This is a genomic window from Streptomyces sp. NPDC029956 (assembly GCF_055574655.1).
Window position 1 is genome coordinate 30,664 of record NZ_JBVHZJ010000006.1, and the last position, 15,105, is coordinate 45,768.

Sequence of the window (15,105 nt, forward strand, 5' to 3'; positions counted from 1 at the left end):
GGAACGGGTCCGTATCGTCGCTACGGGGAGATTAGGGTGATTCCACGTCGGAACGCAACCGTATCGTCGTGACGCCCTCGGGGCGTCGCCGTTGGTTAGGATGCCGTTCATGACCGATCCGACCCCCCGCCGCGCTCCCGCCGGAGCGGCCGTCCTCCGCGAGGACGTGACCGAGGCCATCCGCGCCGCCGTCTTCGAGGAGCTCGCGGCCGTCGGCTTCGCCCGGATGTCCATCGAGGGCATCGCGCGCCGCGCGGGAGTCGGCAAGACCGCCGTCTACCGGCGCTGGAAGTCCAAGCTCGCCCTCGTCCTCGACCTCGTCGGGGCCTTCGCCACCCAGGGCCTGCCCGCTCCCGCCACCGGCTCCCTGCACGGGGACGTGCGCGCGCTCCTCCAGGTGGCCTCGCACGCGCTGCGCCACCCCGTCGCCTCGCAGGTCATCCCGGACCTGCTCGTCGAGGCGGCCCGGCAGCCCGAGATCGCCGAGGCGGTCACCGCCGCACTGCTCGACGGCCAGCGCGGCGTCGTGACCCAGATCGTCCGCGAGGCCGTCGCCCGCGGCGAACTCCCCGAGGACGCCGACCCGGGCCGCGCCCTCGACCTGGTCGTCGGTCCGCTCTACTGGCGCCTCGTCGTGGTCCGTACGCCCCTGCCCCCGGGGTACGTGGACGATCTGGCGCGGTCGGCGGTGGCGGCGCTCAAGGCCTGAGACCGGCGGTGGCGGCGCTCAAGGCCTGAGACCGGCGGTGGCGGCGCTCAAGGCCTGAGACCGGCGGGGGGGGGGGGGGGGGGGGGGGGGGCCCCCCCCCCCCCCCCCCCCCCCCCCCCCGCCGGCGTACGACCGGCCACGTCACCCCGCACCCGGCCCCCCGCCGGCGTACGAGGGCCGCTCCATCGCGCTCGCCGGCGTACACCCCGCTACTTCACCGCCCCCGCCATCACCCCCGTGGCGAACTGGCGCTGGAACGCGAAGAAGACCACCAGCGGCACCACCATCGACACGAACGCCCCCGGCGCCAGCACGTCGACGTTGTTGCCGAACTGCCGTACCTGCTGCTGGAGCGCCACCGTGATCGGCGGCGACTGCGAGTCCGCGAAGATCAGCGCGATCAGCATGTCGTTCCACACCCACAGGAACTGGAAGATCCCCAGCGAGGCGATCGCGGGACCGCCGAGCGGCAGCACCACCCGGGTGAAGAGCCGTATCTCGCCGGCCCCGTCGAGCCGCGCCGCCTCCAGGAGCTCACGGGGGATCTCCGCGAAGAAGTTCCGCAGCAGGAAGATCGCGAACGGCAGGCCGAAGGCCGTGTGGAACAGGACCACCCCGAGCGTCGTCTCGAAGAGGCCGACCGCTCCGAAGAGCTTCGACACCGGAACGAGCGCCACCTGCACCGGGACCACGAGCAGGGCGACCACCCCGAGGAACCACCAGTCCCTTCCCGGGAACTCCAGCCACGCGAACGCGTACCCGGCGAACGAACCGAGGAGGAGGACGAGGAGCGTGGACGGGACGGTGATCAGGACCGTGGAGAGCAGGGAGTCCGTGATCGTGTCGTTGGCGAGGAGACGGCTGTAGTTCTCGGTGGTCAGCTGGGCCGGGGCCGTGAACACCTGCCACCAGCCGCTCGCCGCGATGTCGGAGGGGGAGCGGAGCGAGGAGAGCAGCAGCCCGATCGTCGGCAGCAGCCAGAACAGACCGGCCAGGACGAGGAAGACCCGGACCGCGCCCCCGGCGGCCCGGGCGGCGGCCCGCGCCGCGAACGTCCGGGGCGCGGGGGAACCCGCGAGCGGGGCCGAGACGTCGGTACGCGCGCGCGTGCGGGTGGCGGAGGAACTCATCGGCGGGCCTCCCGGCGCATGCGGCGGATGTTGAGGACCATCACCGGGACCACCAGGAGCAGCAGCAGGACGGCGATGGCCGAGCCGACCCCGAGATCGGCGTCCGTACCGAACGACGAGCGGTACAGCTGGAGCGCGAGCACGTTCGCGTCGTCCTGCGCGGAGCCGGGCGCGATGACGAAGACGAGGTCGAAGACCTTGAGCACATTGATCATCAGGGTGACGAGGACGACGGCGAGGACCGGAGCGAGCAGCGGCACCGTGATCCGGCGGAACACCTGCCACTCGTTCGCCCCGTCCACCCGCGCCGCCTCCAGCAGCTCGCGCGGGACGGCCGCGAGACCGGCGCCGATCAGCACCATCGCGAACCCGGCCCACATCCACACGTACGCGCCGATCACGGCCGGGGTGACGAGCCGGGGGCCGAGCCATTCCACGCCGTTGTACTGCTCCCGGAAGTTGCTCGCGGGCAGCCGTAGTACGGCTCCGTCGGCGCGGTCGGCGGGCAGCGTGAAGGTGCCGTCGGCCGCCGCCGTGGCCCGGGCGACCACCGTGCCGTCCCGCACGGCCTCGATCCGCAGGCCCGCGAGGCCCAGTTCGGCCGGGTCGACGGCGTTCTGCCTCCCGCCGCCGCCCCGGGTGAAGTCCAGCCAGGCGGTGCCGGTGATCGTGTCCGGCGCCGTGTCCGGCGCACGGGCCGGACGTGCCTCCTCCGGCATCTGACCGGGCGCCACCCCGATCAGCGGAAGCCGTACGGGCTCCCCGGCGCGCACCGGCTCCTTCGTGACGAACGCGCCCCCGCCGGCCGCCTCCAGCGGATGGGCGGGCAGCGGCCGGGCCCGCGGAAAGCCGGACGACTCGGCGAAGGTGTCGTGGACGCCGACCCAGACGGCGTTGGCCACCCCGCGGTCCGGGTCCTGCTCGTAGACCAGCCGGAAGATGATCCCGGCGGCGAGCATCGAGATCGCCATCGGCATGAAGACGACCAGTTTGAACGCCGTTCCCCAGCGCACCCGTTCGGTGAGCACGGCGAAGATCAGGCCGAGGGCGGTCGCGACCACCGGGGCGACGATCAGCCAGATCACGTTGTTGCGGGCGGCGGTGCGCAGCGACTCGTCGGTGACCAGGGCGAGGTAGTTGTCCAGGCCGACGAAGGAGGAGCCGGAGCGGTCGAAGAACGAGCGCTGGACGGAGTACCCGATGGGATAGACGACGAGCGCGCCGAGCAGGACCAGGGCGGGGAGCAGGAACCCCGCCGCCACCGTCCGGTTCCTGTCTCCGGTCCTGTGTCCTTCTCTCCGGGATGTGGTGTGCCTCGGCATGCCGGGGCCTCAGCTCTTCGCCGCGGCCCGGTACGCCTTCTCCGCGTCCTTCTCCAGACGCGCCTGGGTCCCCGCGATGTCCTTCGGGTTCTTGAGGAAGTCCTGCAGCGCCTTCCACTCGCCCTTGCCCGGCGTTCCGCCGAAGGACTGCGGCATCTGGTCCGACATGTCGAAGCGGAAGTCGTCACCGGCGCCGATCAGCGCCTTGGCGATCTCGCGCTGGACGTCGTTCGGGTACGCCGACGGGTCCAGGTTCTTGTTGGGGGAGACGAAGCCGCCCTCGGCCGCCCAGATCTTCGCCGCGTCCGGGGAGGCGAGGAAGGCGAGCAGCGCCTGTGCGCCCTTGGTGTCCTTGAGGGCCACGGCCGCGTCGCCCGCCGTCACCACGGGGGTGGTGCCCGTACCGACGGTGGGGAACGGGAAGACCTTCGCGTCCGTGCCGATCTTCGCCTTCGTCTGCGCGATGTTGACGGCGGCGAAGTCGCCCTCGAAGACCATCGCCCCCTTGGGTGTGTCGCCGCCCGTGAAGGTCTGGGTGACCGACACCGGGTACTCCGTCTGCAGCGCGCCGCTCGTGCCGCCCGCGAGCAGCGACGGCTTGCCGAAGAGCTCGCCGAGCGTCGTCAGGGCCGCCGTGACGGACGGGTCGGTCCACTTGATGGTGTGCTTCGCCAGCTGGTCGTACTTGGCCGGGCCCGCCTGGGAGAGGTAGATGTTCTCGAACCAGTCGGTGAGGGTCCAGCCGTCCGCGCCGCCGACCGAGACCGGGGTGACGCCGTAGGCCGAGATCGTCTCCGCGGTGGTGAGGAACTCCTTCCAGGTCTTCGGCTCGGTCGCGCCGGCGCTCTCGAAGACCGCGGAGTTGTACCAGACCAGGGACTTGTTGGCGGCCTTGAAGTACACCCCGTACTGGGTGCCGTCGACCGCGCCGAGCTCCTGCCAGCCGCGGGAGTAGTTGGCGGCCAGCTGGGCCTCGGCCTCCGGGCCGACCGGCTTCAGCCACTTCTGGGCGGCGGCCTGCTGGATCGCGCCGACCTGCGGGAGCATCGCGACGTCCGGCGGCGAACCGCCCGCGATCTTCGTGCCGAGGAAGTTCACGATCGGGTCCTGGGCGGGCACGAAGGTGACGGTCGCGCCCGTGCGCTTCTCGAACTCCTTCAGGACCTTGGTGAAGTTCTCCTGCTCGGGGCCCGTCCAGACGGCGGCGACCTCGATCTTCTCGCCCTTGAGGGGAAGGGCGCCGCCGCTGGACCCGGACTCCCCCGGATCCCTGTCGGATCCGCCGCCACCGCAGGCCGCGAGGGTCAGTGCGGTGATGGCGGTGAACGCCGTGACGGCCACCGCGGTCTTGCGTGGACGAAGAGTTGTACGCATTGCTGCCCCGTCTCCTTCGTGCGCTTCGCTGTACCGTGCCGACAGGTCTACGCCCGGTGACGGGGCCCCGCAATACCGCCTTCCGTGTCAAGTGGGCGATCGTGACGCCCTCGTGACGTCATGTCAGCTGTGGGTCGCGGGGGTCAGCGGGGGCACGGGGGTCGCCTCGACCGAGCGGGCGGCACGGTCGAGGGCGCTCGCGAGGAGGGCCAGATCCGTCGGTCCGTTGCCCAGCTCGCGGACCGGGCGGCGGGTCGGCGGATCGCCCATCCGCTCCCACTCCAGCGGCACGACGGTGGGGCGGAGCGTCGCCGTCCGGGGGATCCGTCCGGTGACACGGCCCGCCTGGAAGGGCGTCACCCGGCCGTCCGGATGACCGAGGCGCCCGCGCCCGGCGGCCGGTACGTCCGGTCCCGCGGTCGCCGGGGGCGCGTCGAGCACGATCCTTAGCCGGGCCCCGTGGGCGAGCTCCGTGTCGGCGGTCCGGTCGGGACGCGCGGAGGTCGCGACGAGGTGCACGCCCAGCCGCTCGCCGTTGCGCGCGACGGCCTCCAGGGCCCGTACGACGGAACCGGCGGCGGGGCGCCCGGAGGCGCCGAGCGCGGGGGCGACGAGGGCGTCGAAGTCGTCGACGAGCACGATGAGCCGGGGGAGGTGGGCGGGTCCGCCCTGCGCTCGACCGGGCCCCTGCTCGCCGCCGGCGGGCCGGGGGATCCGCCCGGCCGTCTCCTCACCGGAGGGGCGGGGCACGCGGCCGCTCGGGTATCCGCCGAGGTCGCCGTCGCCGGGCCGGGGGACGCGCCCGCTGCCGTGGCCGACGACGTCCTCCGCTCCGGTACGGGGCACGCGGCCGCTCGGGCGGTCCGTGAGATCACCGTCGCCGGTGCGCAGGGTGCGGCCGCCGGAGCGCTCGTCGCTGTCCCGGCGCGGCAGCCGCCCACTGGGCGTATCGGTCAGGAAGGCGTCGGCGCCGGTCCGCGTCCGGGCACCGGACCGCTCGTCGAGCGAACCGTCGCCGGGGCGGGGCACGCGCCTGCCGCCGGGCCCGCCGCGGTCGTCCGCCGGGGGACGGGGCACTCGTCCGCTGCCGTGGCCGCCCAGGTCCTCCGCACCGGCGCGGGCCGTACGGCTGCTCGGGTGGTCGGTGAGGTCGTCGTCGCCCGTGCGCAGGGTGCGGCTGCTGGGACGTCCGGCCGGGTCCTCGGACCCGGCGTACGTGATCCGGCCGCCGGTCCGGCCGCCGAGGTCGTCGGCACCCGGGTACGCGCTCCGCCCGCCGGTCCGGCTGTCGAGGTCTCCGGGGTACGCGCTCCGCGTGCTCGGACGGCCGTCGACGTCGCCCGGGTACGCGCTCCGGCCGCTCGGCCGGCCGTCGAGGTCGCCCGTGTACGTGATCCGGCCGCTCGGGCGGCCGCCGAGGTCCTCCGACGCGGGGTACGGGCCGTCCGTGCGGCCGCTTCGCGTGCTCGGGAGGGCGCCGATCGTGCCGTCGCCGGTGCGCAGGGTGCGGCCGCTGGGGCGGTCCGTGAGGTCGCCGGAGTCCGGGAGGCGGACGGTCGCGCGGGCACCCTGGGGCACGGACTCCGCCGCGCTCGGGGCACGCTGGCCGATCAGCCGGTCCGCGGCGGTCGCGGGTGCGGCGCGCGTCCCCCTGCGGTCGGCGAAGTGGCCGTCGCCGAGCAGTTCCGCCCTGCGCTTCAGCTCCGCGCCGAGAGCCTGCGCGAACTCCCGCATCCGCACCGGGTCCGAGGCGACCAGGTGTTCCGTGACGTGCGGCAGCTCCGTGCAGACCGCGAGTCCCTCGCCGCGGTCGCCGCCCGCCCCGTCCACCAGGAGCAGGCCGAGCCGGTCGGGGCGGCCGCCGGCCGCGAGCGAGGCGGCGATCGAGCGGAGCAGCTCCGTCCGTCCGCTTCCCGCGGGTCCCTCGATCAGCAGGTGCGGGCCCTCGCGGGTGAGGTCCACGGCCAGCGGGCCGCGCGGCCCCGTGCCCAGGACGGCCGTGCCGTCACCGGCGGAGGCCCAGCGGGCCATCAGGGAGGCGGGGGTGGCACGGGCGAGCCCGAGCTCGTCGAGGAGGCGGGACGACGGGGGCAGCGCGGCGGCACGCGCGCCGGGCGCCGCCGTCGTGTCCGTACGCAAGGGGGCGAGCGCGCGGCCGAACCGCTCGGCCCAGGCGACGGAGACCGCGTCGACCACACCGACCGTGCCGTGACCGGCGACCCGCCCGCCGGAGGTCCTGAGCAGCCGCAGCGCCGTCGCCACGTCGCCGCTGAGGAGCGCGGCGGCCCCGCACTCGCGGAACGCGAGGGACGCGGCGCAGGCCGTCTCGTAGGTGGCGGCCACCGGGGAGACCGGGGAGGCCGAGGGCGCCTCGGCGAGGCACAGGAGATGGATCCCGGCCGCCGCTCCGGCTCCGGCCAGCCGCGCCACCGTCTCGCGCAGCGCCGCCGAGCCGGGGTCGCCGTCGACGATCACGACGGTCGTCGGCCCTTCGTGGCGGGCCGACGCATCGGCGACGGACGCGCGGTCGGCGCTGGGCCAGCCCGGGCCGAGCGGGCCGTCGTCGAGGCGGCGGGTCAGCTCCGCCGTACGGGCCTGGGCCTGCTCGCGGTCGTACGCCAGGAGCAGCCGGCAGTCCTGGCCGTGGGCGGGCCGGACGTGCGGGAGCCAGCCGAGCCAGCCCCAGGACCGGCGCCGCTCCTCGACCGAGCGGTTCCGGTCGGCGCTGATCAGCACGATCTCCAGGTCGGAGGGGGAGTGCAGGGCGGCGAGCTGGGCGACCACCGAGCGGGCGAGACCGGCGAGCCGGTCGGCGGGGCCGGCGAGGCCCAGCGAACCGGCCTCCCGCAGCCCCACGGTGACCGGGACGCCGGAGAGGTCGGCGCGGTCCGTGGTGCCGAGCCGGACCACCAGGGACTCGGGGTGGTCAGGGCCGCGCTCCCAGAGCCGGGGGCCGGGACCGAGCGCGGTGAGCAGCACGGTGGCCGGGTCGGGCCAGGTGTCGGCCGTCGGCACGGGCGCGGGGGAGCCGCTCCGGCCTCCGGCGCCGAGCCGGGCGCCCGCGTGGGTGTCCGGTGCACCACGGGGGTCGGCGGCGGGCGCCGGGAGTTCCTCGCGTCCGCCGGCCAGGCGCCGGGCCCAGGCGCCGAGGCCCCGCTTGCCACCGCCACCGGCGCGCGGGGAGCCCGCCTGGGCCGGGGGAGTGTCGCCGCGGTGCGGACGGGTCCTGCTGTGGGCCTCGCCGCCGCCGTCGGGCCCCTCGTGACCGCCGGGGTGGTCGCCCGCGCGGGCGTGGCCCGCGCCGGGGGAGTCCGTACCGCGGTCGCGGGCGCCCGGGCCGTACGGGTCGTCGTACGCGCGCTCGGGGGCACCGGCGAGCGGGACGCCGCGCGCCCCGCCGTGGGTGGTGTCGTCCACCGGGCCGCCGACGGGCGTGCGGGGCACGCCCGCGTGGGCGGGCCGGTCGCCCGTCGCCGGGGCGCGTCCGTCGGCTCCGGGCGGTGCCACGCGCAGGTGGCCCTCGCCGTCCGGGGCCGTCGCCCTCGTCTCCGTACCGCCGAGGTCGTCGCCGGGGCCGGTCAGTCGGAGGGCGGACTCGCCGAGGCGCAGCAGCGCGCCCGGCCGGAAGGCGACCGGGCGGTCGCCGACCGGTGTGCCGTCGAGGGTCGTGCCGTTCGTCGAGCCCCGGTCGGCGACCGTGACCCGGCCGTCCTCGCCGACGGTCACCGTGCAGTGCGCGCGGGAGACGTCCGGGTCGTCGAGCGGTACGTCGGCGTCCACGGAACGGCCGATTCTGATCGCTCCGCCGTGCAGCAGGTGCACTCCGCCGGCGTCCGGGCCCGCCACCACGTGCAGCCGGGCCGCGGCGGCCTCGTCGACGCGGTCGTCGGGGCCGGGCACCTGGAGGGAGAGGACCGCGCCGTCGACCAGCGGGGGTTCGCCCAGGACGCAGCGGCGGCCGTCGAGGCGCTCCGCGCCCGCGTAGAGCACGGTGGTGCCCGAGGCGGAGGTGTCGGGGCCGGTGACGGCGGCGGCGAGATTCGAGGCCACGGCGGCCAGGGCCGTCCCGGCGGGGGCCGTGACGAGCACGTCGCAGGTACGTCCGGCGCCGTGGCCGGCGTACGGCGCGAGGACGGTCAGCCGGATCTGCATCGCCGTCAGCGGTCCCTTCTGCGTGATGCCCGGCAGGGGAACCGCCCTGTGACTCCCCCCACCCGGCACGGACGCGTCGCCCGGTACAGGTCGGCACGGCGCGGGGGCTCCCGACCCCACCGATGCGACGTGCTGGAGGCATCCTCGCACCTGCCACCGACAACCCGCCCCCGGGTCGGCCGGAAGTGATCTTGAATGGTCGGCTGTGGACGCAAAAGTGCCTGGTTGAGCATGCCTTCGGAACATGCCCGGCAACCGTCCGGCCTCCGGAAGCGTCTTCTTTCGGACAGACCGGACCCACCCGGACCCACCCGGGCCCGGCCCGGCGACAGCACGCGCCACACCGGCCTCGGCACGGCACCGGCCCGCCCCCGGCAGGCCGCCGGAATCGGAATCGGCCTGTGGACGACCGGCCTGTACCTCGTTCGGCGGCACTAAAGTGGGTCGGACACCCGGACGGGTCACAACAGAGAACAGGGACCCCGGGAACACCACCGGATCACCCCAGGACCACGATCAGCAGGGAGCTCGTGACGTGCGGCCTATCGGCAGCAAGTACCTGCTCGAGGAGCCGCTCGGCCGCGGCGCCACGGGCACCGTCTGGCGAGCCCGCCAGCGGGAGACGGCAGGCGCCGAGGCGGCCGTGCCCGGCCAGCCCGGCGAGACCGTCGCGATCAAGGTCCTCAAGGAGGAGCTGGCCAACGACGCGGACATCGTGATGCGCTTCCTGCGCGAGCGGTCCGTGCTGCTCCGGCTCACCCACCCCAACATCGTGCGCACCCGCGACCTGGTCGTCGAGGGCGATGTGCTCGCGCTCGTCATGGACCTCGTCGAGGGCCCCGACCTGCACCGGTACATCCGGGACAGCGGCCCGCTCACCCCGGTCGCCGCCGCCCTCCTGACCGCCCAGATCGCCGACGCGCTCGCCGCCAGTCACGCCGACGGCGTCGTCCACCGCGACCTGAAGCCGGCCAACGTGCTGCTCGCCGAGCAGGGCGGCCAGATGCACCCGATGCTCACCGACTTCGGCATCGCGCGCCTCGCGGACTCCCCGGGCCTGACCCGCACCCACGAATTCGTCGGCACGCCCGCGTACGTGGCGCCGGAGTCCGCCGAGGGTCGCCCGCAGACCTCCGCCGTCGACATCTACGGCGCCGGCATCCTGCTCTACGAGCTGGTCACCGGCCGGCCCCCGTTCGCGGGCGGCACCGCCCTCGAGGTCCTCCACCGGCACCTCAGCGAGGAGCCCCGCAGGCCCTCGACCGTGCCCGGGCCCCTGTGGACCGTCATAGAGCGCTGCCTCAGCAAGGACCCGGACCGGCGGCCGAGCGCGGTGAACCTCGCGCGCGGTCTGCGCGCGGTCGCCGCCGGCATCGGCGTGCACTCCACGCCCGCCCAGATCGAGGCGGCCGAGGGCGTCGGCGCGCTCCTCGCCCCGGACCCCGCGCCCGCTCCCGTCCCGGAGACCCCCGGGACGGGAGCCGCGGATCCCACCCAGGTGCTGCCCAGCGGCGCCGGGATGCCGCCGCAGTACGATCCCGCCGGCGCGACCAGCGTCATGCCGACCAGCGGGCAGGCGGGCGCCGCCGATCCGACGGCCGTCATGCCCCCCGTACCGCCGGGGCCGCCGCAGGGCGCGCAGTCCGAGGAGCCGCACCCCTGGCAGAGCCAGCTCCGCGCGGCCCGCGACCGCAACGAGCAGACGCAGGTGCAGTACCTGGACCCGAGCCAGGACCCGCTGCGCCGCCGCCCGCAGCGGCAGCAGCCCCCGCAGGACCAGCGGCCCGGCCAGTACGGGCAGCAGGGGCAGCAGGGGCAGCAGGGCCAGTACGGGCAGCAGGGCCAGCAGGGTCAGTACGGGCAGCAGCCGCCTCAGCCGTACCAGCAGCAGCGTCCGGCGCAGCAGCGGCCGCAGCAGCCGTACCCGCCGCAGCAGCACCAGCCGCAGCAGTACGCGCCGCCGCCCGCCCCGCAGCAGTACGCGCCGCCCCAGCAGCAGTACACCCCGCCTCAGCCGCCGCCCCAGGCTCCGGCCCCGCGCGAGCCTCGTCCGCCGCGTCAGCGCAGCGCCAACCCGGTGCGGATCCCCGGCCTCGGCTGCCTCAAGGGCTGCCTGGTCATGATCGTGCTGTTCGTGGTCGCGGGCTGGCTCGTCTGGGAGCTGACCCCGCTGCAGGACTGGATCGCCGAGGGCAAGGGCTACTGGGAGGCCATCGGCGACGGCATCTCGAAGGTCACCGACTGGTTCGCCACGATCGGCGAGGCCACCGACTCCACCGGTGCTACCGGCGGTACGACCGGGCAGTGACCCCGTAGGACCACGTAATACTGCCGATTTATCGACTTCCGAGGGGTGATTTCCTCTCGGAAGTGACGTCCGGCGGCTGCGGACGCGTAACTTTGCACGCGAACCGCAGCCGCTGAGGGAGCAGTCTTGGCACGGAACATCGGCAGCCGCTACACCACCCACCAGATCCTGGGGCGGGGCAGTGCAGGAACGGTGTGGCTCGGCGAGGGACCCGAGGGGCCCGTCGCCGTCAAACTGCTGCGCGAGGACCTGGCCTCCGACCAGGAGCTCGTCGGCCGCTTCGTCCAGGAGCGGACCGCCCTGCTCGGCCTCGACCACCCCCGCGTGGTCAAGGTCCGCGACCTCGTCGTCGACGGCAACGACCTGGCCCTCGTCATGGACCTCGTGCGCGGCACCGACCTGCGCACCCGCCTCGACCGGGAACGCCGGCTCGCCCCCGAGGCCGCCGTCGCGATCGTCGCCGACGTCGCCGACGCCCTCGCGGCCGCGCACGCCGCCGGGATCGTCCACCGGGACGTCAAGCCGGAGAACATCCTGCTCGACATGGAGGGACCGCTCGGACCCGGCGGCTCGCACCCCGCCCTGCTCACCGACTTCGGCGTCGCCAAGCTGATCGACACACCGGGCCGCACCAAGGCCACCCGGATCATCGGCACCCCCGACTACCTCGCCCCCGAGATCGTCGAGGGCCTCCCGCCGCGCGCCGCCGTCGACATCTACGCCCTCGCGACCGTCCTGTACGAGCTGCTCGCCGGCTTCACCCCGTTCGGCGGCGGCCACCCGGGCGCCGTGCTGCGCCGCCACGTCACCGAGACCGTCGTCCCGCTGCCCGGCATCCCCGAGGAGCTGTGGCAGCTGATCGTCCAGTGCCTGGCCAAGGCCCCGGCGTCCCGGCTGCGCGCCTCCGAGCTCGCCGCTCGCCTCAAGGACGTCCTGCCGCTGCTCAAGGGCATCCCGCCGCTCGACGTGGACGAGCCGGACGCGGAGCCGGCGCCGGAGCCGTACGAGGAGGACGCGTACCCGACCGGTACGGGCGCGGGGGAGCCCGGTCCGCGCCGGGCCGCAGTCCCGCTCGTCCCCGGCGCCTCGGCCGACTCCAACCGCGACACCCACACCTCCATGCGGGTCCCGGCCCCCGACGAGCTCTCCGGCGGCCCCCTGGGCACGGCCCGCGCCCCGCGCTCCGCGGGGGCCCGCAGACCCGGCTCGGCCCGTCACAAGGCCGAGACGGTCCGCAAGCGCCGGATCACCCTCTCCATCGCCGCGGTGGTGGTCGCGGGCGCCCTCGGCGCGGGCGGCTATCTGGCGGTCTCCGGGGACGCGGACACCCCGCCGCAGGACTCCAAGCAGTCCTCACTGCCGTAGCAGCGGCGGCGAGCCGTTACGCTGGACGCGTGGCAGTCGTCGATGTATCCGAAGAGCTGAAGTCCCTCTCCTCGACCATGGGGTCGATCGAGGCCGTCCTGGACCTCGAGAAGCTGAGGGCCGACATCGCCGTGCTCGAAGAGCAGGCCGCGGCCCCGTCCCTGTGGGACGACCCGGAGGCGGCGCAGAAGATCACGAGCAAGCTTTCGCACCTGCAGGCCGAGGTCCGCAAGGCCGAGACCCTGCGCGGGCGCATCGACGACCTCGGAGTGCTGTTCGAGCTCGCCGAGGAGATGGACGACCCGGACACCCTCGCCGAGGCCGAGACGGAGCTCGTCTCCGTCCGCAAGGCCCTCGACGAGATGGAGGTCCGCACCCTCCTCTCCGGCGAGTACGACGAGCGCGAGGCCCTGGTCAACATCCGTGCCGAGGCCGGCGGCGTCGACGCCTCCGACTTCGCCGAGCGGCTCCAGCGCATGTACCTGCGCTGGGCGGAGCGCCACGGCTACTCGACCGAGATCTACGAGACCTCGTACGCGGAGGAGGCCGGCATCAAGTCGACCACCTTCGTGGTGAAGGCGCCGTACGCCTACGGCACGCTCTCCGTCGAGCAGGGCACCCACCGCCTGGTCCGCATCTCGCCCTTCGACAACCAGGGGCGTCGCCAGACCTCCTTCGCCGGTGTCGAGATCCTGCCGGTCGTCGAGTCCTCCGACCACGTCGAGATCGACGAGTCCGAGCTGCGCATCGACGTCTACCGCGCCTCGGGCCCCGGCGGCCAGGGCGTCAACACGACCGACTCGGCCGTCCGCATCACGCACCTCCCGACCGGCATCGTCGTCTCCTGCCAGAACGAGCGCTCGCAGATCCAGAACAAGGCGAGCGCCATGAACGTCCTCCAGGCCAAGCTCCTCGAGCGCCAGCGCCAGGAGGAGCGGGCCAAGATGGACGCCCTGAAGGACAGCGGCAGCTCCTGGGGCAACCAGATGCGCTCGTACGTCCTGCACCCGTACCAGATGGTCAAGGACCTCCGTACGGAGTTCGAGGTGGGCAACCCGCAGTCCGTCCTGGACGGCGAGATCGACGGCTTCCTCGAGGCGGGCATCCGCTGGCGCAAGCAGCAGGAGAAGTAACCCCGGAACACGGCAGGTTCGGGCCCCGCACCGTCACGGTGCGGGGCCCGTCGTCGTTCTGTGCGGTGGCCTCCGTCCGGTCAGCGGATTCGCTGACGCAAGCGGAAACGGGGCCGTCGGGGAGCTTTGTCGACAAGGGAACTGATGGCGCAGGGCCCGGAGTTCTGGGATTACGTCACAGTTGCATCGTCGTATGCGGGACACCTCATGATCTTTCGGGCATCGCACGCGCAACGACCTTGACGCTTCATCGGAAACTCGGAAGGGTGGCGTACTGGCATGCGCATTTCTGGGGCGCGTGCGAACGGGGGCGGGCCCAGTGGTGAGCCGCCCCTGTCGCGTGCCCCGAGCGCTGCCCCATGACGATGATGAGCTACTGGGGGTAGCAGCCAGATGACCAAGCAGATGCGAATCCGTATCGCGCGCATCGCCGCCGGTGCGGTGATCGCGGCCGGTGCGTCGCTGACGGCGGCGGGCGCGGCGCAGGCCGTGGACGTTTTCAGCGAGCCGGACCCGACGCCCACGTGCATCCCGGGAACCGCCGGTTGCCCGGACCCGGAGCCGACGGACCCTGAGCCGACGGACCCGGAGCCCACGGACCCGGAGCCGACGGACCCGGAGCCGACCGATCCGGAGCCCACGGACCCGGAGCCGACGGACCCGGAGCCGACGGACCCGCAGCCGACGGACCCGCAGCCGACCGATCCGCAGCCCACGGACCCGCAGCCCACGGACCCGCAGCCGACCGATCCGCAGCCCACGGACCCGCAGCCCACGGACCCGCAGCCGACCGACCCGGGGCAGACCACCAACCCCGGCCCCGGTCCGTCCACGGAGCCGGACCCCGACTCGACGGACGAGCCGACCACCCCGGATGACGGCGGCAACACCGACAACGGTGACGCCGGCACCTGCACCGTCGACCTCGACGGCGCCGAGTGCGTGGACAGCGGCAACAACAACACCGACACCAACAACGCCGGCTCGCAGCCCGTGCAGCAGGGTCAGGCGAAGGAGGAGCTCGCCGAGACCGGTGCGGCCGAGACCTCGTTCCTGATCATCGGCGCCGCGACCATGATCGCCGGTGGCATCGGCTTCCGCATGCTGCCGCGCCTCGTCGGCGGCGGCCGCGCAGCCGTCTGATCCAGCCCTGAGCATGGATCCGTACGGCGTATGACGTACAGAGCATGAGGAAGGGCCGGGGAGATGCTCCCCGGCCCTTTCCCATGGTTCCGGCTCGTGTGGACGCCGTGCGGTCCCGCTAGACCGTACGGACCGCCGCGAGCAGGGCGATCGCAGCCAGCAGGGCGATCGCCAGCGTCAGCAGCATCGCGGGCGAGAGACCACCTTGAGGGGTCAGTCGCTCCCGGTTCGCGCGGCAGACGGGGCAGCGGCCCTCGGCGACCGGGGCCGCGCAGTTGGCGCACACCAGTCGGTCGTAGGTCATGCGCTCTCCTCCTCCCGCACTGGGTTTCACACCAGGACAACGCCCGACGGTGTCCGGACGTTCCCCCTACCACTCTGCCAGCTCGGCGGCGTTTCGGCGCGCCCCGCCGGATCGCGACCGTTCCGTCCGCGAGGGCGAAAAGGATAAACGTCGCAAGCCGGAACC

10 protein-coding genes are annotated in these 15,105 nt (G+C 74.1%); 5 read left to right on the forward strand and 5 right to left on the reverse strand.

All coding sequences use genetic code 11. The features are described 5' to 3' along the window. The first annotated feature begins 100 nt into the window (after positions 1-100). On the forward strand, positions 101-709 hold the full coding sequence (locus ACZ4XX_RS06325) for a TetR/AcrR family transcriptional regulator (RefSeq protein WP_468506801.1): 609 nt from the start codon (positions 101-103) through the stop codon (positions 707-709). Positions 710-918: 209 nt separating this feature from the next. On the opposite strand, the gene ACZ4XX_RS06330 is transcribed toward ACZ4XX_RS06325, so the two are convergent. The 4 genes from ACZ4XX_RS06330 to ACZ4XX_RS06345 all read right to left on the reverse strand — a co-directional run bounded on the left by ACZ4XX_RS06330 (position 919) and on the right by ACZ4XX_RS06345 (position 8,687). Further along, positions 919-1,839, reverse strand: a complete 921-nt coding sequence (locus ACZ4XX_RS06330) for a carbohydrate ABC transporter permease (RefSeq protein WP_468506802.1) — start codon at positions 1,837-1,839, stop codon at positions 919-921. Then, a complete protein-coding gene (locus ACZ4XX_RS06335; RefSeq protein WP_468506803.1) occupies positions 1,836-3,161 on the reverse strand; it encodes a carbohydrate ABC transporter permease in 1,326 nt (441 codons plus the stop codon). The genes ACZ4XX_RS06330 and ACZ4XX_RS06335 overlap by 4 nt, the downstream gene beginning before the upstream one ends. A 9-nt stretch (positions 3,162-3,170) precedes the next feature. After that, positions 3,171-4,535, reverse strand: coding sequence for an ABC transporter substrate-binding protein (locus ACZ4XX_RS06340; RefSeq protein WP_468506804.1), 1,365 nt, complete (start codon positions 4,533-4,535; stop codon positions 3,171-3,173). 123 nt (positions 4,536-4,658) lie between these two features. Then, complete coding sequence (locus ACZ4XX_RS06345; RefSeq protein WP_468506805.1) at positions 4,659-8,687, reverse strand: FHA domain-containing protein; 4,029 nt, start codon at positions 8,685-8,687, stop codon at positions 4,659-4,661. A gap of 535 nt (positions 8,688-9,222) precedes the next feature. Here ACZ4XX_RS06345 and ACZ4XX_RS06350 point away from each other — a divergent pair. From ACZ4XX_RS06350 to ACZ4XX_RS06365, 4 genes are all read left to right on the forward strand, one after another. Continuing rightward, complete coding sequence (locus ACZ4XX_RS06350) at positions 9,223-10,995, forward strand: serine/threonine-protein kinase (protein WP_468506806.1); 1,773 nt, start codon at positions 9,223-9,225, stop codon at positions 10,993-10,995. Positions 10,996-11,121: 126 nt separating this feature from the next. Beyond that, positions 11,122-12,360, forward strand: a complete 1,239-nt coding sequence (locus ACZ4XX_RS06355; protein WP_468506807.1) for a serine/threonine-protein kinase — start codon at positions 11,122-11,124, stop codon at positions 12,358-12,360. Between the two features lie 29 nt (positions 12,361-12,389). Beyond that, positions 12,390-13,493, forward strand: coding sequence for a peptide chain release factor 2 (prfB, locus tag ACZ4XX_RS06360; protein ID WP_468506808.1), 1,104 nt, complete (start codon positions 12,390-12,392; stop codon positions 13,491-13,493). 393 nt (positions 13,494-13,886) lie between these two features. After that, the gene (locus tag ACZ4XX_RS06365; protein ID WP_468506809.1) at positions 13,887-14,636 is read left to right on the forward strand and encodes a hypothetical protein; all 750 of its coding nucleotides are present in this window, start codon (positions 13,887-13,889) and stop codon (positions 14,634-14,636) included. A 118-nt stretch (positions 14,637-14,754) separates the two neighbouring features. On the opposite strand, the gene ACZ4XX_RS06370 is transcribed toward ACZ4XX_RS06365, so the two are convergent. Beyond that, the gene (locus ACZ4XX_RS06370; protein ID WP_030324454.1) at positions 14,755-14,940 is read right to left on the reverse strand and encodes a hypothetical protein; all 186 of its coding nucleotides are present in this window, start codon (positions 14,938-14,940) and stop codon (positions 14,755-14,757) included. Positions 14,941-15,105 lie beyond the last annotated feature (165 nt).